Origin of the sequence: Bacillus sp. MMSF_3328 (assembly GCF_030733525.1) — a bacterium.
Taxonomy (GTDB): domain Bacteria; phylum Bacillota; class Bacilli; order Bacillales; family Cytobacillaceae; genus Bacillus_AB; species Bacillus_AB infantis.
Genome location: NZ_JASHIV010000004.1, coordinates 193,572 through 211,440, shown reverse-complemented (window position 1 = coordinate 211,440; position 17,869 = coordinate 193,572). Strand labels below are relative to the sequence as shown.

The 17,869-nt window shown below is 45.8% G+C and carries 18 protein-coding genes; 7 read left to right on the top strand and 11 right to left on the bottom strand.

Translation table 11 applies throughout. The annotated features are described in order from the left end of the window. Positions 1 to 215: 215 nt before the first annotated feature. The gene (yiaA, locus tag RBB45_RS09640; protein WP_009792332.1) at positions 216 to 689 is read left to right on the top strand and encodes an inner membrane protein YiaA; all 474 of its coding nucleotides are present in this window, start codon (positions 216 to 218) and stop codon (positions 687 to 689) included. A gap of 124 nt (positions 690 to 813) precedes the next feature. On the opposite strand, the gene RBB45_RS09635 is transcribed toward yiaA, so the two are convergent. The 5 genes from RBB45_RS09635 to RBB45_RS09615 form a co-directional block, all read right to left on the bottom strand. After that, positions 814 to 3,540, bottom strand: a complete 2,727-nt coding sequence (locus tag RBB45_RS09635; RefSeq protein WP_129613627.1) for a dynamin family protein — start codon at positions 3,538 to 3,540, stop codon at positions 814 to 816. Between the two features lie 284 nt (positions 3,541 to 3,824). Continuing rightward, a complete protein-coding gene (locus RBB45_RS09630; protein ID WP_009792335.1) occupies positions 3,825 to 4,346 on the bottom strand; it encodes a YflT domain-containing protein in 522 nt (173 codons plus the stop codon). A 70-nt stretch (positions 4,347 to 4,416) separates the two neighbouring features. Further along, positions 4,417 to 5,613: a class I SAM-dependent rRNA methyltransferase gene (locus RBB45_RS09625; protein WP_306009495.1), complete on the bottom strand. Its 1,197-nt coding sequence runs from the start codon at positions 5,611 to 5,613 to the stop codon at positions 4,417 to 4,419. A gap of 181 nt (positions 5,614 to 5,794) precedes the next feature. After that, on the bottom strand, positions 5,795 to 6,952 hold the full coding sequence (locus RBB45_RS09620; RefSeq protein ID WP_050767264.1) for an MFS transporter: 1,158 nt from the start codon (positions 6,950 to 6,952) through the stop codon (positions 5,795 to 5,797). A gap of 236 nt (positions 6,953 to 7,188) precedes the next feature. Beyond that, positions 7,189 to 7,932 (bottom strand): alpha/beta hydrolase, encoded by a 744-nt coding sequence (locus tag RBB45_RS09615; protein WP_224950862.1) that lies wholly within the window; start codon positions 7,930 to 7,932, stop codon positions 7,189 to 7,191. A gap of 173 nt (positions 7,933 to 8,105) precedes the next feature. Between RBB45_RS09615 and RBB45_RS09610 the strand changes: the two genes are divergently transcribed. Beyond that, positions 8,106 to 8,291 (top strand): hypothetical protein, encoded by a 186-nt coding sequence (locus RBB45_RS09610; protein WP_009792339.1) that lies wholly within the window; start codon positions 8,106 to 8,108, stop codon positions 8,289 to 8,291. 182 nt (positions 8,292 to 8,473) lie between these two features. Here the strand turns inward: RBB45_RS09610 and RBB45_RS09605 are convergent, their stop codons facing one another. The 3 genes from RBB45_RS09605 to RBB45_RS09595 form a co-directional block, all read right to left on the bottom strand. After that, positions 8,474 to 8,668: a hypothetical protein gene (locus tag RBB45_RS09605; protein WP_009792341.1), complete on the bottom strand. Its 195-nt coding sequence runs from the start codon at positions 8,666 to 8,668 to the stop codon at positions 8,474 to 8,476. Between the two features lie 39 nt (positions 8,669 to 8,707). Continuing rightward, a complete protein-coding gene (locus RBB45_RS09600) occupies positions 8,708 to 9,613 on the bottom strand; it encodes a hypothetical protein (protein ID WP_224950859.1) in 906 nt (301 codons plus the stop codon). A gap of 113 nt (positions 9,614 to 9,726) precedes the next feature. After that, complete coding sequence (locus RBB45_RS09595; protein WP_129613631.1) at positions 9,727 to 9,960, bottom strand: hypothetical protein; 234 nt, start codon at positions 9,958 to 9,960, stop codon at positions 9,727 to 9,729. A gap of 273 nt (positions 9,961 to 10,233) precedes the next feature. Here RBB45_RS09595 and RBB45_RS09590 point away from each other — a divergent pair, with 273 nt between their 5' ends. Both RBB45_RS09590 and RBB45_RS09585 read left to right on the top strand, forming a co-directional pair. Continuing rightward, the gene (locus RBB45_RS09590) at positions 10,234 to 11,892 is read left to right on the top strand and encodes a glutamine--tRNA ligase/YqeY domain fusion protein (protein WP_009792344.1); all 1,659 of its coding nucleotides are present in this window, start codon (positions 10,234 to 10,236) and stop codon (positions 11,890 to 11,892) included. Positions 11,893 to 12,030: 138 nt separating this feature from the next. Then, positions 12,031 to 12,456, top strand: coding sequence for an RrF2 family transcriptional regulator (locus RBB45_RS09585; RefSeq protein WP_009792345.1), 426 nt, complete (start codon positions 12,031 to 12,033; stop codon positions 12,454 to 12,456). Positions 12,457 to 12,511: 55 nt separating this feature from the next. On the opposite strand, the gene RBB45_RS09580 is transcribed toward RBB45_RS09585, so the two are convergent. Next, the gene (locus RBB45_RS09580) at positions 12,512 to 12,862 is read right to left on the bottom strand and encodes a hypothetical protein (protein WP_094768079.1); all 351 of its coding nucleotides are present in this window, start codon (positions 12,860 to 12,862) and stop codon (positions 12,512 to 12,514) included. Between the two features lie 223 nt (positions 12,863 to 13,085). On the opposite strand from RBB45_RS09580, the gene RBB45_RS09575 reads away from it, so the two are divergent. Continuing rightward, positions 13,086 to 13,793: a nitroreductase family protein gene (locus tag RBB45_RS09575; RefSeq protein WP_224950858.1), complete on the top strand. Its 708-nt coding sequence runs from the start codon at positions 13,086 to 13,088 to the stop codon at positions 13,791 to 13,793. A gap of 363 nt (positions 13,794 to 14,156) precedes the next feature. Beyond that, on the top strand, positions 14,157 to 15,650 hold the full coding sequence (locus RBB45_RS09570) for a peptide MFS transporter (protein ID WP_009792349.1): 1,494 nt from the start codon (positions 14,157 to 14,159) through the stop codon (positions 15,648 to 15,650). 299 nt (positions 15,651 to 15,949) lie between these two features. Here RBB45_RS09570 and RBB45_RS09565 read toward each other — a convergent pair whose 3' ends face one another. Continuing rightward, positions 15,950 to 16,384 carry a DUF2383 domain-containing protein gene (locus RBB45_RS09565; protein WP_101552144.1) on the bottom strand — a complete coding sequence of 145 codons (435 nt, stop codon included), beginning with the start codon at positions 16,382 to 16,384 and terminating at the stop codon, positions 15,950 to 15,952. A gap of 172 nt (positions 16,385 to 16,556) precedes the next feature. Between RBB45_RS09565 and RBB45_RS09560 the strand changes: the two genes are divergently transcribed. Continuing rightward, positions 16,557 to 17,150, top strand: coding sequence for a hypothetical protein (locus RBB45_RS09560; RefSeq protein ID WP_148950588.1), 594 nt, complete (start codon positions 16,557 to 16,559; stop codon positions 17,148 to 17,150). A 44-nt stretch (positions 17,151 to 17,194) separates the two neighbouring features. Here the strand turns inward: RBB45_RS09560 and RBB45_RS09555 are convergent, their stop codons facing one another. Then, positions 17,195 to 17,743 (bottom strand): glutathione peroxidase, encoded by a 549-nt coding sequence (locus tag RBB45_RS09555; RefSeq protein WP_224950856.1) that lies wholly within the window; start codon positions 17,741 to 17,743, stop codon positions 17,195 to 17,197. Between the last annotated feature and the right edge of the window lie 126 nt (positions 17,744 to 17,869).

Sequence of the window (17,869 nt, the reverse complement as noted above, 5' to 3'; positions counted from 1 at the left end):
AAGACACTATTGCCCATTCTGTCCACGGGTGGTGCCTGGCACCTTAAAAAGACACTTTCCCCCTATTTGTCCACGAACGGTGCCTGGCACGCTGGAGCCATTGCAATTTTTTCTATTAATTTCAAAAATTTTCTATATAATAGATGTTGGAAGTAGAGTGCTGCAGGCTTTTGCGGTGCTAAAAAATTATTTGACTGGCTGGAGGCGATTCGAGAATGGCTTATGAAGATGATGTTTTGTTAGATAAAGGCACTAATAAAGCGCCGAAGAAGAAGGAAGAACGGAAAGAAGGGGAACCGACTGCCGCTTTTAAAGGAGCTTCCTGGGCTGCTTTAATGGTCGGGGCTGGGGCTTATCTGATTGGGCTGTTCAATGCGGACACGATGCAGCTGAACGAGAAAGGATATTATTTTGCTGTCCTGATTTTCGGCCTCTACTCTGCGGTCTCTTTGCAAAAGGCGGTACGAGACAAAGAAGAGGGAATACCGGTTACCGGCATCTATTATGGACTGAGCTGGTTCGCACTTATTGTGGCCGTACTATTGATGGCTATCGGCTTGTACAATGCAGGAAGCATCATCCTGAGCGAAAAAGGATTTTATGCGATGTCATTCGTGCTCAGCGTCTTTGCCGCTGTTACAGTCCAGAAGAACATCCGGGATACCCAGCAGGCTAAAGACAGAGATTGAAGCAGCAAAGAACATTGCTTCGGAACAGATCATGACAGTAACCCTGCTGAAAAAATACAAAAAGACTGGCCAGAATTAATTCCGGCCAGTCTTTTATTTGGGAAAGCACACAATCCCCTGCATTCTATACGCGAACCATCCGCTCATACTGCAGCTTCCTAAGCTCAAACAAAGTGATCGGATCGCGGTAAGCCTCCGGATTTTCCTTCATTTTGCTGAGGGCCTGCCCGTTGGCTTCAATAGTGTTCAAGGTTTCCTCAACTGTCATATTGAGCACGTTGAATGGATTGCGGAAAAAGATCTTAATATCCCTCTCCAGTGCTTTTTCGAACAGTTCAAACTGCTGCATGAACTTGCTGACAATGGCGTCGACGCTTTCGCTGTAATCCTCATTTTCGAGGAATTGTTTATATCTATTATACAGCATTCCTTTATTCTGCGGGATTGCGCCAAACAGCTTTCCGGCGCTTTTCAGCAGGAATTGCGAAGGAGTGAAGCGCAGTAGGATGTTCACTTTTTCCATCCTCACTCCGCTTGTCATCCTGTCGGCATCCCTGCGCCAGTCATCCAGGACTTTGAAGTCGCACTCCAGCCGGATTTTTTCCTCTCCATATAACTCATTGAACCCTTCGCCCATTTCATATAAATAAGCCTGGCTGTGATTGAACTCTTCAGTGGTGAGGGCAATCCACTTCTGGATGGAGCCGTAGAATTCAGGGAGGACAGAATCCTCCAGATACTGCTGGACGCGCTCGTTCATTGCATCGTTCAGCTCAAGATGGATTTTCCGGAAGTCGCTGTCTTCTGTGACCAGCTCGGAAGTGCCCCGCAGAATCCCGGGAATTTCCTCCTCAAGCTTCTTCCTCATCCTGTCTTTGATAGATTGATAGGATTTTGTGATCGTCCTTGTCTTTTCTTCTTCAATATCGCTGAGCTGGTTGATGGCGCCATTCAGCTTCGTGACCATCTCTTCATTCCAGCGGATATCCTCCTGCAGCGAGTTCTCCACCTCCACCCGCTTATCAAGCAGATAGCTTAAGGCGCGCTGGATATAGACAAGCACACTTTGTGTCCGGAGCTCATACCAGTCGCGGCTCAGGCTGTCATCGAAAAATCCGGCCAAATCTGCCAGCTGCTCTCTGCTTCCATAATGGGAGGAAAAGGCAAATACTTTTCCTTGCGGGAAATAAGACCGGATTTGTGCGGATATCTCGTCGACCAGCCTTTCTGCCTCACGTTGATCATGAATCGCATCCACCTTGTTCAGGAGGAAGTGCACCTTTTTGAAAGGAGCAGACTCACGAATTCTTTCCAGCGCCAGGAGGTCCTCCTCTACAAGGCCTTCTGCTGCATTAATGACATATAAAATGCTGTCTGCAAGCGGGAGATAATGGGCCAGCTCTCCACTTGCCCTGCCGCTCCCTTTGACTCCCGGGGTGTCAATGAGCGCAATCCTGTTTTCCTGCAGGAAGGGAACCGGTACCCGGCAGTTGAAAGCAACCTTTTCTCCTTCAAGGCCGGCGGCAGCTTCATTTTCCTGATATTGCGGAAGATCTTTCATCATGATCAGCCTGCTGTCGGTAACTTCACTGAAAGCAGCGTCTTCGCCAGCCTTGAACATACTGATGGAAGATGTGTCCTCTCCAAGAACCGGCTTGCCCAGCACATAATTAATGAATGCGGACTTCCCGCTTCCAGGCCTGCCGGCAACAAGGACATGGCTGTTATCAAGATCAAGGAGCTCTTCGACGATCCATTCCAGCCTCTGACCAAGCGGGAGATCATTTTTGAGTGCCCATTTCTTAATATCCATAAACAATTTGTAGCTGTCTTCCAGTCCTCCGTTATAAAGGCTTGAGCGCTCTATCAGATTTTCTGCATCCGCTACAGCGTTAGAGTCTAATCCGGCAAATAGCTTATTCCAGGCAAGCAATGCAGCGGAAGCGTGCACCGCGTTGGCGGAATCAGTGATCCTAACCCAGTTCACAAGCAGCTCAGGAACGAGCGGAGTCAATTCCTTCACGTAATAATTGCCTGTGATAAGCTGCAGGTAGGTCTCCCTGTACATAGCGGAAAGTTCATGCCATGCATAAGATCTGTCCGCTTCAAGCTCCAGCATCATCCCGTTGAAATCCTTAAGCCATTGATGGCTGCTGCTCTGATTCTGATAATGCTGCCAAAGGGAGACAGACAGCTTTTCAAATCTTGATTCATCTTTATAAAAGACCGTTTTCAGCGCGTCAAGGAAATAAACAGGCTCAAGCTTCCTTGCCGCCCCTTGATCAATATAGCCATTCAGGACCTCAAACCATTTGAGCGAGCTTGTGCGGACTCCTTCGTTGACAGCGAGTTCAATGGCATTGCCCCAATCCTGGTGCTTTTCGAAAAAGGCTCTTGCCAGCTCTGTTACATCCGGATAATCCGGATTGAGGAGAACAGCTTCCTTTATTGTCTGCACGGCCTTATCAAGCTTGCCCTGATGGACATATAAGGAAAACAGCTGGAGCAGGACCTCAGTCTGGAGCACAAGTGACTCTGTCCTGATGGCCTTGTATATTTCTTCGGCTGTTGCATGCAGCTCCAGTTCCATATAGGCGTCTGCGGTATTTTTTTTGGCCCACTCCCCCAAATCGTTATGTATGTTTTCCCATTTGAAAATGGCTGCTTCATAGTCTTTATGGTGGAAATAGATTTCACCCTGTGCAAACCTGATGACCGAAAGCTCCGGTATTTCTTTTTTCTGCTCCAGGAAATATGCCTCGCCGAGCACCTGTGCAGGCTGCTCCCCGCTATGGCCTTCCATAAACATTTCGTAATATGATTTATCGATTAATTGTTGTTCTATCGTCATTGTTATCCCCTTATGTAAATAGATTGACCTACTATATGCTAAAGAGATTCCTATTATTCTGCGCTCTCTATCCTTGTATTCTAGCAAAGAATGGAATGCAACAAATTTCATTTTACTTTCATTTTTGATACAGAAATGTTTCCTTCTGTAATAATTCTAACAGCAACCTTCAGATATGGTAAATTTTACGCAGGAACTTCTTTCTGTACTGCCTGAAACACCGTTAATCAAGCAAAACCCGCCTCTAGAGAAGGCGGGTTCGCTCTGACGAAGGATGGAAGCCCTTAGCGGGAGCCTCTTCTCAGGTTGTTTTGTTCATCTGTTGTATAGACGGTTGGCTCCCCGGATAATGATGGGCTGCCTGACGTGCCTTCCCCTTCATCTCCGCTCTCGATTTGGCCTGCGCCATACCACTCATCAGCACCGGTTTCAGCGTTGGCAAAAGCAGAATCTGCGTTCACAGCCAGGAGAATTTTGTCATTATCCATATCTGCTGCATATGACTCTACATTTTCCTCAGCAATTCCATACTTTGTCAGCCTTTCATGGGATTCGCCAAAGTCGCCGTCCAGCGAGAAGGCTTCTTTCAGTTTATCCCAGAACGATTCATCATCATGCTCTTTCGGCGCTGAGCCGGCAGCCTTTTCCACATCTGCATTTGTGTACGAATCAAGGGTGTAAATATCCTGCCGCTTTGAAATGACAGCCAGATCCTTTGAATCATAGCCTTTCGCCGTCAGCTCCCTGATTGCCTCGATCGTTTCATCTATTGAACTGTATACACCGATAATATCGCGTTTCATCATTATGCCTCCTATATGAAAATCATATATAGGCTGTTTACCCTTTAGTGCTGCAGGCAAAACGCAGGCATACTCAAGACAGTTTACGAATGAATGCCACTTTTAAATAATTCCCTTCCTTGAACTCACTGATGGTCCGAAAATCCTTTGGCAGGGAGAATTCCTCCAGCAGCTTGTACTTTCCGCCGCTTTCCTTAAAGGCGGCTTCAATAAATCCTTTGAACTTGCTCATTCCAAAGGTGCTGCAGTTGGTAGAGGCGACGATGATGCCATCCTTTTCCGTAATCGCAATCGCTTCCTTCAGCAGGTTCTTATAATCCTTGCTTGCACTGAAGGTATGCTTCTTGGAGCGGGCAAAGCTTGGAGGATCGAGGATCACCATATCAAAAAGAAGCTTTTTCCTTACGGCATATTTAAAATAATTGAAAACATCCTCTACAATGATATCCTGTGCCTCATAGTCGATCCCATTGATGCTGAACTGTTCAATCGTTTTGCTTTTGCTCCTGTTCGCAAGGTCCACGCTTGTCGTTTTCACTGCTCCGCCTTTTGCCGCAAAAATGGAGAAGGCCCCTGTATAGGAAAACGTATTGAGGACTGTCCTGCCCTTTGCATATACATCCCTGATTGTTTTTCTGACATCGCGCTGGTCAAGGAACACGCCTGTCATTGCTCCATCGTTCAGGTAGATGGCAAAGTTTTCGCCATTTTCTTTGACAATGAGCGGGAACTCTCCGCGCTCTCCTTCAACAAAGTCATCATCCTCCATATAAGAGCCTTTCGCATCAAAGCGTTTCTTTTCGTAGATCCCTTTTAAATCAGCAAGATTCCTTAAAGACTGCAGGATTTCTTCCTTAAATCGGTATATGCCTTCACTGTACCAAGTCAGCAGATAATAGCCGGCAAAATAATCGATTGTCAGCCCGCCGATCCCGTCGCCTTCGCCATTGAAAACGCGGAAAGCAGTCGTATCAGAGCTGTTGAAGAAAGATTCCCGATGCTTAAGAGCCTTCTGAAGTTTTTTCTCAAAAAATCCCTGGTCGATCACTTCTTGCTCATCACGCGTCAGGATCCAGCCGCAGCCTTTATTCTGCAGGCCATAATAGCCTTTGCCGATGAATTTGTTCCTGCTGTCTGCAAGGCGGAAGATTGCCCCCTCCTCCTTCAGATCCGCAAGATTCTCTATTCTATCTTTATAAACAAGGGGCAGCCCTTTTCTATACTCTTCATCAGAACGCGCCTTCAGACGCAGCTTTATTTCCTGTGCCATATTATCACCCTTCTATATCCTGAGATCAGCTGCCCTGTTTGCCAGCTGTATCTTTTGGTTCTATCTTATCATTCCAGCCGCAGGAGAAGCCAATCGCTGAGAAAATTCTAAAGAAGAAGGGTGTCAAAAATCCCGCAGCCACCAGCCCAGCAAAGAAAAGACCAGGGAAGCATCCCCGGCCTTATACGGCAGCAGCCTGTTTTTTTATGCTGTTTTTTCGCCTCCGCCCTTCGGCCATGATCATGGCGATGGCAATCAGCAGGAAGATACTCGAGATTTGGAACAGCCTGCCTGTTTCCACGTACTGGGCTATGACGCCGAATACCAGTCCGCTCAATCCGATGCCAAGGTCGATGGCTGAAAAGAACATGCCATTGGCAACACCTCTGCGGTTTGGCGGCGTAAGGGACAATGTCCACGACTGAAGCGTCGGAATCAGTGATCCGAAGCCGATCCCGAAAAGAACTCCGGCTGCAGCAATCAAAACATTAGAATGGGCAAAGGACAGCACCCACATCCCGGCGAATGTAATGAGTGTACAGAACAGGACGAGCCCTCTCGGCCCATTTCTGTCAAACCATTTTCCAGCTGCAGGACGCGAGGCCGATGCCAGTACGGCATTGAACAGGTAGAAAAGGAAAATCTGCTCTATTCCCCGCTCTTCCCCAAAAATGACAATGAACGTGACAATGGATCCATAGCCGAAGGTAACGATGACCGTGATAAGTGCCGGGTACCAGCTCGTTTTTTCAATCAGTGACCCTAAATAAGAGAAAGCTAATTCCTCTTTTTTCGCTTCCTTAACCGACTGGGGCGTTCTGTAGCTCACCAGCGACAGGAGTATGATGCTGATAATGCCAAGACCGGCCGATATATAAACCAGATTTTCAAAGGTCGTAACCTGGAATAAATAAATGCCCAGGCTGGGGGCTATGATCATCCCGAGAGTCACAGACAGCCCATAATAGCCCATCCCCTCGCCGAGGCGGGAGTTCGGAACAACATCTACCGCTGCCGTCCCGTTGACAGTCGTCGACCAGCCCCAGGCAAGCCCGTGCACTAGCCTGAAGAGAAGAAACATAACAACCACGCTGGAAAGCGGGTAAACCAAAGTAATCAGCAGCAGGGCGGCTGCACCGGCCAGGACGAGGGGCTTTCTTGTCCTGTACTCAAGCATATAGCCGATAAAGGGCCTGCACAGAATTGCGCCAGCAGAGAATAGAGTTGTGACCAGGCCGATTTCCAAGCCGGAGGCGCCTATTGATTTTATGTATGGCGGCATTGTCGGGATCAGCATTTGAAAGGACATAAAGACAAACAGATTCCCTGCCATCAGCATGACGAAGGATTTCGTCCAAAGCTTTTCTTTTTGTTCACTCAAGCGGTAAAGCCCCCTTTTCAAAAAAATAAAAACTTGTGCAGTATTTAACTTTTACGAGCATATAAAAGGCTCGAACAGATCTTCTATAGAGAATATATTTCGATTCACTAAATGTTAACACAGTTATTTAATTGATGGCAATGCTGTATTTTTGTCCTGCTCCCACAAAAAAAGGGAGGCCGCAGCCCCCGTTCTTATTGATATTTTTTTATAAACGCCAAGGTCTCATCAATGATCAGCTGCTGATCATTATCGAGCGTGGCAACATGATAGCTGTTTTCCATCGTAATCAGTTTTTTGTCTTTGCTTGAGATGCGGTCAAGGATGAGCCGGGAATTATCAGGCGGGACAACATGGTCTTCGCTGGAAACAAAAATCAATGCCGGGCACTGTATGTCAGCCAGCCCTCCTTTTACCAGCTCCATTAACTGGACGATTTCACCGATGGATTTGACCGGGGTCTTCTCATAGGCCAGCTCTTTTACATCAGCTTTCTTTATATCTGAGCCGATGGCATCGAGGAAGCGGGCGTCCTGAAGGGCTGCAGCACCTTCCATATCCGAAATCTCTACGGCAGCATTAATTGGGATAATGGCCTTGATTTCGGAATGCTTCTCAGCCATATAAAGAGTAAGTGTCCCTCCCATGGATAAGCCTGTGACGAAAATATCGTCGCACCGTTCTTTCAGCCATTGAAAGCCTTCTTCAATGCTTGCAATCCAGTCGCTGTACTGCGTTTGCTCCATTTCCTCATAATGGGTCCCATGACCTTTAAGCCTTGGGCCGCAGACCGTATACCCTGCTTTCGCATATGCCTCCCCGAGCGGCCGCATGCTTTGTGTCGAGCCTGTAAAACCGTGCGAAACCAGGATGCCTGTCCTGCCGCCTTCAAAATAAAAGGGTTCTGCTCCGTTTAATACTGGATAGTTATCCGCCATTTCTTTCCCTCCTCTTTCTCACTTTGAAAAAGTTCGACTCCCTATGCCGCAAACCCTGCCAGCTCCGGAAAAAAGCCCGTTTTTCTCTATACACACAAATTTCATTTCCCGTATAGTACTGCCTGCATAGAATACAATAAGGAGAGCATTTAAGTTGGAGGCGGAGAACAGAAATGGATGAATTTAATTTCTCAAAGCTATTTGCCAATGCAGAAAGCTTTTTTCATAAAAAGGGACAGCGGGAAATCCAATACCCAAAAGGCAGCCCCATCAATAAGGTGCACCGGTCTTCCCAAATCGTTGGAAACAGCCACAATATGCAGCAGTTCTTGTCCAAATATCTGGGCATAAAAAAATAACCTGCATACGCAAGTTACAAGAGCCCTTATGGCTTGTCCATCTAAAAAACTATCAGGCCGGAATCAGCGGATCTTTTCCAGAATCCCAAGATACTGCTTGCCGCCCGTGAATCGGGCGTTTTTTATTTCAGCCCTGCCAAATGCCTGCAGCCGGTCCTCTTTGGACCAGCCTTGCCGATTCATCAGGCCTTGGCAGCGAAAAGTCCTTTCACGATGGAGCTTTTCCTTGATATTGATGCTCCGCGAGGATATTGAATATCCTGCTGGTCTGCTTTTTTATTATAATTGGCAGCATCTTTGAATAACCGATCAAAATCAAAAATGTCTTCCTCGCCACTTGGCTTCTGGACTTTTAACACATGCTTTTTGGCTGACATTTTTAACCACCTCTTTACTATAAGTTTACCTCATTAGGGCTAAAGATTCAATCTTTCCCGAAGCTTTGTAAGCCCCAAGTTCTCCCATGCCCGTTTATGGAGCTCCGAAACAAGGGAAGTAATGCCTGCGACCAGATAGCCGTCATTTTCATTGAATTCAGATCTGTAGCTTGAAACACAAATGACATAGTCGACGACTTCTGTACCGCTTGTATAAATATTTTCCTCTTCTGAGGTGGTATAAACCAGATAATTTTTATCATGGATAACTTCCGGATTTTCCTTGTTGATCGGGATCCCTGTTTTGTATAAGTCCACAAGCTCGAGCGACCTCTTTACAGCCGAAGGAAATGATGCCTGATGAAACTCGGCAAGCGTCATTACTTCAAAGGTAAGATGTTCATCCCATTCACTTAAATAGAATTCCTGCATTTTGGCAAGTGCAAAATCGAGGGCATCATGGAATCTGGGATGCTCTGAATCAAAGCTCGTTTTCAGGACATTCTTGTTTTCTTCCTTCATTAAATACGTCAGGAATTTAAACTTTCTCATCTGGTCATCAATGATGGATATGACTTCCTTCTGGCTCTGGTCCAGGTCAAACTCCAGATTTCCGAGCTTGAAGCGGATGATCCTCCTGGATGCGGAAGGCACTAAAAGCCAGAGCAGCAGCCATAAAAGCAGGTAGAAAAGATATTCAAAAATGACCTGGAATTTCGGCGACTCGGCAATCGGCTTGATAATCAGGCTTGTGACCGTATCCTGTGCAGCGGCCTGGCTGCCTGCATCCGGCTGGCCCGCGCCATCCGGCAGCTGCGCAGCATGATATAAGCTGATAGCTGCAAGCAATATGATGATCCCTACTCCCGTCCAATACACGATCGCAGACCATTTCCTTACCTTATCTTCAATGACAGGCAGATCTTTAACCATCATCCTTTCCATTTTCATCCCCCTTTAGCCTGTTCGTCATTCAGCAATGTTGGAGGTTTCATGGTGTAATTGAAAGATTCGGAAACGATAACGCTGTGGGTAAAAAAACCATATGATCCATTATATTACCTTAACAGTTTATCATACCAGGAAGATTTCTCCCCTAGTTCTTTCGCTTCAATTGGTGCAGCAGCCTGGCTCCAGGGCAATGAAGATGGGTACATAAAGCTATTGTATGCATCCGCAGGCCGGCAGGAAGCTTTATCCAAAAGTTTTTTCCCGCCAAGCCCCTCCGCTTTCCTGATTTTGCTTGCCTGCTCCTTGTTTTTATCCTTCTTAATGAGTAGTATTAAGTTCATGGCATATCTTTTCAGATTCCATTAGACTATAAGTGAACGAGCCCGGTTTTTTTAGACTATTGTGACTGCATGGTGATTTTGGGCTCATGTGTGTGAAGCTCTGTTTCACACGCATTTCAGCACAGCTGAAATGAGCCCAAAATCGACAACAATGTTCAATACAACTATTTTAAAAAAGGGCTATTTTAATAAAAAATGTTTGGAGCCGATTGAGCTTCAGGCAAAAAAATTCTATAATTTCCTAAAGTATATAAAAGAAAGGCTGATACTGGTTTGGAACAAAACTCATCCAATTTTATTCGCACGATCATTAAGGAGGACCTGGAATCCGGAAAAAGGAATGAAGTCGTTACCCGCTTCCCTCCAGAGCCGAACGGCTATCTTCATATTGGACACGCAAAGTCAATCATCATCAACTTTGGACTCGCCGATGATTTTAACGGCAAAACCAATCTGCGCTTTGATGATACCAATCCGCTGAAAGAAGACCAGGAGTATGTGGATGCCATTAAAGAAGATGTCAAATGGCTGGGGTTTGAATGGGAGGAGCTTCGCTTTGCTTCCGATTATTTTGAGGAAATGTACGAGCGTGCAGTCCTGCTGATCAAAAAAGACCTTGCTTATGTTGATGACCTGAATGCAGATGAAATCAGGGAATATCGCGGAACTTTGACAGAGCCCGGAAAGGAAAGCCCATACCGCAGCCGTTCTGTCGAGGAAAATCTTGATCTCTTCAAGCGTATGCGTGCAGGAGAATTCCAGAATGGAGAAAAGGTGCTCAGAGCAAAAATTGATATGAGCTCACCTAATATTAACCTGAGGGATCCGGTCATTTACCGTGTATCACATGCCCATCACCATAACACAGGCGACAAATGGTGCATTTATCCGATGTATGCATTTGCCCATCCGATCGAGGATGCAATCGAGGGCGTCACCCACTCTCTCTGCACAACAGAATTCGAGGATCAAAGACCGCTTTATAACTGGGTCATTGAAGCTTGTGAGATGGAAAGCAAGCCTCAGCAGATTGAGTTCGGGCGCCTGAACCTGATCAACACAGTTATGAGCAAAAGAAAGCTGAAGCAGCTGGTCGACGAAAAGTATGTGGATGGCTGGGATGACCCGCGCATGCCGACCGTTTCAGGGCTGAGAAGAAAAGGCTTTACACCTGGCGCCATCCGTGAATTTGTTGAAGCGACAGGCGTCTCAAAAGGGTCCGGAGCCGTTGATACTGCGATGCTTGAGCATTTTGTCCGTGAAGACCTCAAGCTGTCTTCCCCTCGGACAATGGGAATCCTGAAGCCGCTGAAGGTTGTGATTACCAATTATCCTGAAGGACAGACAGAAATGCTCGAAGCGGAAATCAATCCGGAGAACCCGGAAATGGGCAGCCGCCAGATTCCGTTTTCAAGAGAAATTTATATCGAGCAGGATGATTTCATGGAAGATCCGCCAAAGAAATATTTCCGCCTCTTCCCTGGAAATGAAGTGCGTCTGAAGCATGCATACTTCATTAAATGTGAAGATGTCATCAAGGATGAAAACGGTGAAGTGGTTGAAATCCATTGCACATATGATCCGGAAACCAAGAGCGGCACCGGCTTTACCGGACGGAAGGTAAAAGGGACCATCCACTGGGTCGAGGCATCCCAGGCAGTTCCGGCTGAATTCCGCCTGTATGAGCCGCTGATCCTTGACGAAGAATTGAACAGTGAAGAAAATGAAGGCAAGACCTTCCTTGACCACGTGAATGAAAATTCTCTGGAAATCGTCAACGGCTTCATCGAGCCGAACATGAAGGATGTCAAGCCTCAAGATAAGTTCCAGTTCTTCCGCCACGGCTATTTCAATGTCGATCCAAAGCATACAGCAGAAGATCACATTGTATTTAACCGGATCGTTTCGCTGAAGAGCTCATTTAAATTATAAAAGCAAAGCCACCAGCCAGTGGGTGCTATTTTCAGGAGGAGAACGGCCGCAGAGCCGTTCTCTTTTTTCTAACAATTTTTTCAAGGGGATTGTCTTTTTAGCAGAAAATACGATACAGTTAAAGCAGAGGTGAGTATATTGAACGAGAAAACATCCTCTGCCTCCAGCATAAGATGGTTCAGCCTGGCCCTGCAGGCTTTGCTTATTATGGCAGACAATGAAGGCCTGTGCCCGAGCGCAAGGCTAGCGGACAAAATCGGTTCAGAATCAGGGTTTCTGCGGAAGATTTTGCGGAATTTGGTTAAGGAAGGCCTTGTCCAGGCCAAGGAAGGCCGGGACGGCGGATATTTTCTCGCAAAACCGCCGGAGGATATCAGGCTCTCTGATGTATATGCGGGAATGCGCGCAGAGCCATTCTCAAAAGGTTTCCTGGATGTCAGCAGCAAAGAGTGCTTTGAACCATGCACCCGCAGTGCCTTATCCGGCCTGAAGAATGAAATGGAGCAATGGATCCTGAACGGATTAGAAGAAAAGACCCTTAAAGACCTGATGGGTAAAAAATAAAGGAAACGGGACATCATTGTGTTTCGTTTCCTTTTTTATATTCACGCAGCGGATGTTAATGAGATCCGTATAATAGAAATACCATGATGATGGAGTCGATCAGTATCAACCACAAAAAAATATAGAAAAGTCTCCGCTGTGTAAAATACAGCCGGACCAGCATGAAGTAGGCAAAGCCTGCTGCAACAACAAAAGACAGAAATTCCTCCAGCTTTTCTCCCTTCAAGACCAGCCTGTTATCATAATACAGCTGCAGCTCTTCATTTAATGAAAATGGTACAGTAAAAATGCTGATCAGCAGGCCTAGCAGCATGAAGCTCCCGGCAATGTTGAGCAGTTTTTGAACAGATATTCCTTTATTAGCTTTCAGCACCTGCTCTGAAGCCGGCTTATAATCAACCTGCAAAACCATCCCTCCTTTTATAACATCTACGGGCCGGGATACAATTGGTTTCAGCTTTCTGAGTCAGGAAGGTAATCCTATCCTTACAAAAGACTTTTGACCGGCAAATAGACTGTCTTCCCTTTTCATGCCTATTATTTATTGGAATATAAACTGTGTTTGACAAAAGAACAGTAACACCATATACTGTTCTTGTAATAAACACAGTTAAAGGGAGATGGCATAGATGAGTGATAATACAATGAGCAAAGAAGAGTATTTAAATAAAGTAAAAGATCTTGACCAAACCACTGAAGCGCCAAAGGAGCTGGAAGATACAGATTTCTTCACGGTGGCAAAAGAGCGCCGCTCTGTCCGCCAGTATGATGCCGATTATATTATGGAAGACAGTGAAATCCGTGAAATCCTTGAAGCAGCCATCCTGGCACCGTCTTCTTCTAACCTCCAGCCATGGAGATTCCTAGTCATCAAGGACCAGGAAGCGAAAAAAGAACTGCTGCCAATCGCAAACAACCAGCAGCAGATCACAGATGCTTCTGTCGTAGTTGCAGTACTTGCGGATGTAGACGCGTATAAGAATGCAGGTGAAATTTACGGAGGCCTTGTAAAGATGGGCCGCATGACGGAAGAAATCAAAGATTCCTATGTAGCATCCATTATGAAGACCTATGGCGGTTTCTCTGATGAGAGAGCACTTAAGACTGCTATGATCGACGGCGGCCTTGTCTCTATGCAGCTGATGCTGGCAGCTAAAGCAAAAGGCTATGACACGGTTCCTATGGGCGGCTATGACGAAGGGCAATTTATTGAAGCCTTTAATGTGCCGGAAAACTTCAAGCCAGTAATGCTTATTTCCTTAGGAAAAGGCGAAAAGGCCGGCTTTGAGAAAAACCGCCTGCCTTTGGATGATGTTTTAAACTGGAACAGATTCTAATCAACTTGCCCGGGCCAGGATGCCCGGGTATTTTTTGCGGCTTGAATCGTGAGGATAGGAGCGGGAGTTATTTATACCTATAGGGATTAGTTTTATTCTCTAAAAGGGCATCTTATAAACAGAAAGCCCGAAAAGCTGCAGGACTGGCAAGACCCAGCGCCTGAAATACCATACCATTAATGATTCATTTATCCTGGTTTCAGGCAAGGATTATAGGGTAAACTCACAATTGTTTCCAAATAAAGAAAAAGGAGTAGATATATGGTATAGAAACCTGGTACTTTTTTATTATATCCCCAAAATTTTTTGACAATCGCAATTCAATTTTAGTATGATGGTTTTTGTACTAAAGGAGGCAGAAAAATGACAGCTTTTGATAAACAGAAAATTGTGAATAGTGTGCCGCAGAAAGGCTTTTTCGGCCACCCTAAGGGCTTGTTTACGCTCTTCTTCACAGAGTTCTGGGAACGCTTCTCCTACTATGGGATGAAAGCTATCCTACTATACTATATGTATTACGAAGTTTCTAAGGGCGGACTTGGGATCGATGAGACGACAGCCGCTTCTGTAATGGCCGTGTACGGCTCACTCGTATATATGTCCGGGGTAATCGGAGGCTGGATTGCCGACCGTATACTCGGAACTGCCAGGACCGTATTCTACGGCGGGGTCCTGATTATGCTTGGCCATATTGCCCTTGCATTCCCTGGAGGCATTACAGCCCTGTTCATCTCCATGGCATTGATTGTCATTGGTACAGGTCTATTAAAGCCTAACGTTTCAAGCGTTGTCGGCGACCTTTACAGCAAGGAAGATGTCCGCCGTGATTCAGGTTTCTCGATTTTCTATATGGGAATCAACGCTGGTGCTTTCATTGCGCCGTTAATTGTCGGAACAATCGGTGAAAAGTATAACTTCCATTGGGGCTTCGGCATTGCAGCAATCGGTATGCTGATTGGATTGATCACTTATCTTGCTACAAGAAAGAAAAACCTTGGGCTTGCAGGCAGCTATGTACCAAACCCGCTGCTCCCTGAAGAGCGCAAAAAAGTATTCGGCCGCATTGCCATTGCCGCAGTTATTATTGCTATTATTGCTTTTATCAGTATTTCAACCGGATTCTTAACGATTAACCGCTTCACGGTACTCATCAGTATCCTCGGGATTGCCATTCCGACCGCATACTTTATTGTGATGTACCGCAGTCCGAAAACAACTTCAGATGAGCGGTCAAGAATTATCGCCTACATCCCGCTGTTTATAGCATCGGTTATGTTCTGGGCGATCCAGGAACAAGGTTCCATCATCCTTGCTCAATATGCGGACAAGCGTACTGACCTGGATTTTGCAGGCATCCACCTGCAGGCTTCATGGTTCCAGTCCCTTAATCCATTGTTCATTATTGCACTCGCACCATTGTTTGCGTGGCTATGGGTTAAGTTAGGAAACAGGCAGCCATCAACGCCTAAGAAGTTCTCACTTGGCTTGATTTTCGCGGGCTTGTCTTTCCTTGTCCTGATTATCCCTGCTTATATGAGCGGCGGGGAATCTTTGGTTAATCCATTATGGCTTGTACTGAGCTTCTTCCTTGTCGTTATCGGTGAGCTGTGCCTGTCCCCTGTAGGGCTGTCAGCTACAACAAAGCTTGCGCCGGCGGCATTCTCGGCTCAGACGATGAGCTTATGGTTCTTATCCAATGCAGCGGCACAGGCGGTAAATGCTCAGCTTGTTAAGCTGTATGATCCTAATAATGAGATTATGTATTTTGGTACGCTTGGACTTTTGGCTGTCGTTTTAGGCGGCGTCCTGATTTTCATGTCACCTTCTATTCAGAGATTGATGAAGGGTATTAAATAATCGCAAAGGCAGTGCATTTTGAGTGCACTGCCTTTGTTTTGCTTATAAATGGGTTTGATACTTTTTTTTGCAATCCGATTCTAATTTTATGTAGTTCTTTGATCAGTTACCTGGATACTTCCTCAAATGTAGTCTGCTGATTTCCGTTCCAGGCACTTCGCTTTCCGCGGGGCGACGCTGAGCCTTCTTACGCTGCGCGCTGCATTTTATGAGGAGTCTTCGTGCCTTCCACTCCAATCAGCAGGGTTTAATAATTTGTTTGGCTGACCCCTTTAGTACCCTTGCTCTTAGACAAGGCTTCAGACTCTCCCCTTCAATGTATTCAAATATTCCACATGCTTCCGGTCTGTGTCGAGGACAGTTTCAACCAGTCGGCGGCTTTCTGGGTCGAGGTCGCCTCTTACGTTTTCTTCGGACATTTGGATGGCATAATAGTCTTCGCCGGTAAGGGTTTTATCGACTATGGCATCCTGGCTGTCCGGCAGGAAGAGACTGCTGATATATCCTTGAATGGAACCGGCTATGCCTTCATCGTCAGCAGGTACAGCCCCAAGGTTTTGGATTCTTTCCGCAATCAGGGCCGCATTATGTTTGTGCTCCTGCTGCATTCTCTGGAATTCGGCTCTGACACCTTCATCTTCAAGTTTTCCAATAAAATGCTCGTAGGCATGGATGCCCATGTACATCCCTTTCAGGAACTTATTCAGCTCCTTGGCAACTGAGTGATTGTCCACCTTTTGTCCCCACCTTAAATAGTTTCTAGCATTAATAGTGTAATCTAAACCTTCCAATAACATTCAAAATGGTAAACCCAAAACTATATCCATTCCATTTGGTAGAATTATTAAAATTTTTCTTATTTTTATGATGACTGTCTGGTATTATCAAATCAGAGGTGGTTCAACAATGTCCAGCAGCTATACCATTACTAAAAAAAAGAAACGGGACAAAAATCAATATATCCTTGGCATTTCCTTTGTTCTTCTGCTGGGATCATTCTTTATACCGCTGGTGGTGCTGCTCCCTCTTCAGCAGGCCCTGTATCATCCATTCGGATACTGGTTTCTGGAGCCGCCGAGATCAGCCTATTTTATTTTCACCGGCTCCCTCATTTTATTGAGCCTCAGCCTGCTCCTGATGATTTCCGGCTTGGCAAAAAATAAATTGGCCAAGGGATTGATTGCTGCGGGCATCTTTGCAAGCATCCTGCTGTCCGTCTTGAGTGTAGACCATTATCACTATATGAACGGCAATGGCATTTATATCAATCCCTTCTTCGGCTTTGGCGAAAAGGAATTTCTGTGGGCGGATGTAGAGGAAGCGAAGCAGATTGCTGTTGAAGAAAAAAATGGACTGAAGGATAAGAATCTGACATTTGTGTTTAAGGACGGGGAACAGTACAGCTTCCTCATTACAGAAACCGTACGGAAGGCTTATCCTATCTTTAATGTGAAGCTCCAGGAAAAAGGCATCCAGGTGACCAGGGAGTTTCCGGAATAACTGCAGACAAAAAGGAGCTCCGGCAATGGAGCTCCTTTTTGCTATCAGCCCAGCAGCTGTTCTATGTCCGCTTCCATCTCGAACGGATCTGTCGTAGCCTCGAACCTCCGTATTACATTTCCCTCTGCATCTATCAAAAACTTTGTGAAGTTCCATTTGATTGAGTCGCCGAGCAGGTATTCAGGATGCTTTTCCTTCAACAAAGGAATGAGGACTCTTGCAACCGGATGATTCTCATTGAATCCTTCGAATGGCTTCTGTGCAGTCAGGTAATTGAATAAAGGATGGGCATTTCCGTCGCGCACATCCATTTTTTGAAACATCGGGAATGATACACCATAGCGGAGCTCACAGAAGGATTGGACTTCCTCATCACTCCCAGGCTCCTGATTATCAAATTGATTGCACGGGAAACCTAATACCACCAGCCCTTTTTCTTTGTAGCGGTCGTAAAGCTTCTGCAGATCCTGATATTGAAAAGTAAAGCCGCACTGGCTTGCTGTATTGACAATCAGCATTACCTTCCCCCTGTATTCCTCCAGAGAGATTTGTCTTCCGTTCATGGCCGGAGCTGAAAATTGATAAACACTCATTGTAATTCCCCCATCTATCTCTATAGTCTTTATGTAATAGTTCTTTATAACTATAAAGACATTTCCCTTGTTTAGAAAGTTTAAACTCTCTGGACCTCTTTTTTCCTATATTTTTAATTAAGCGGG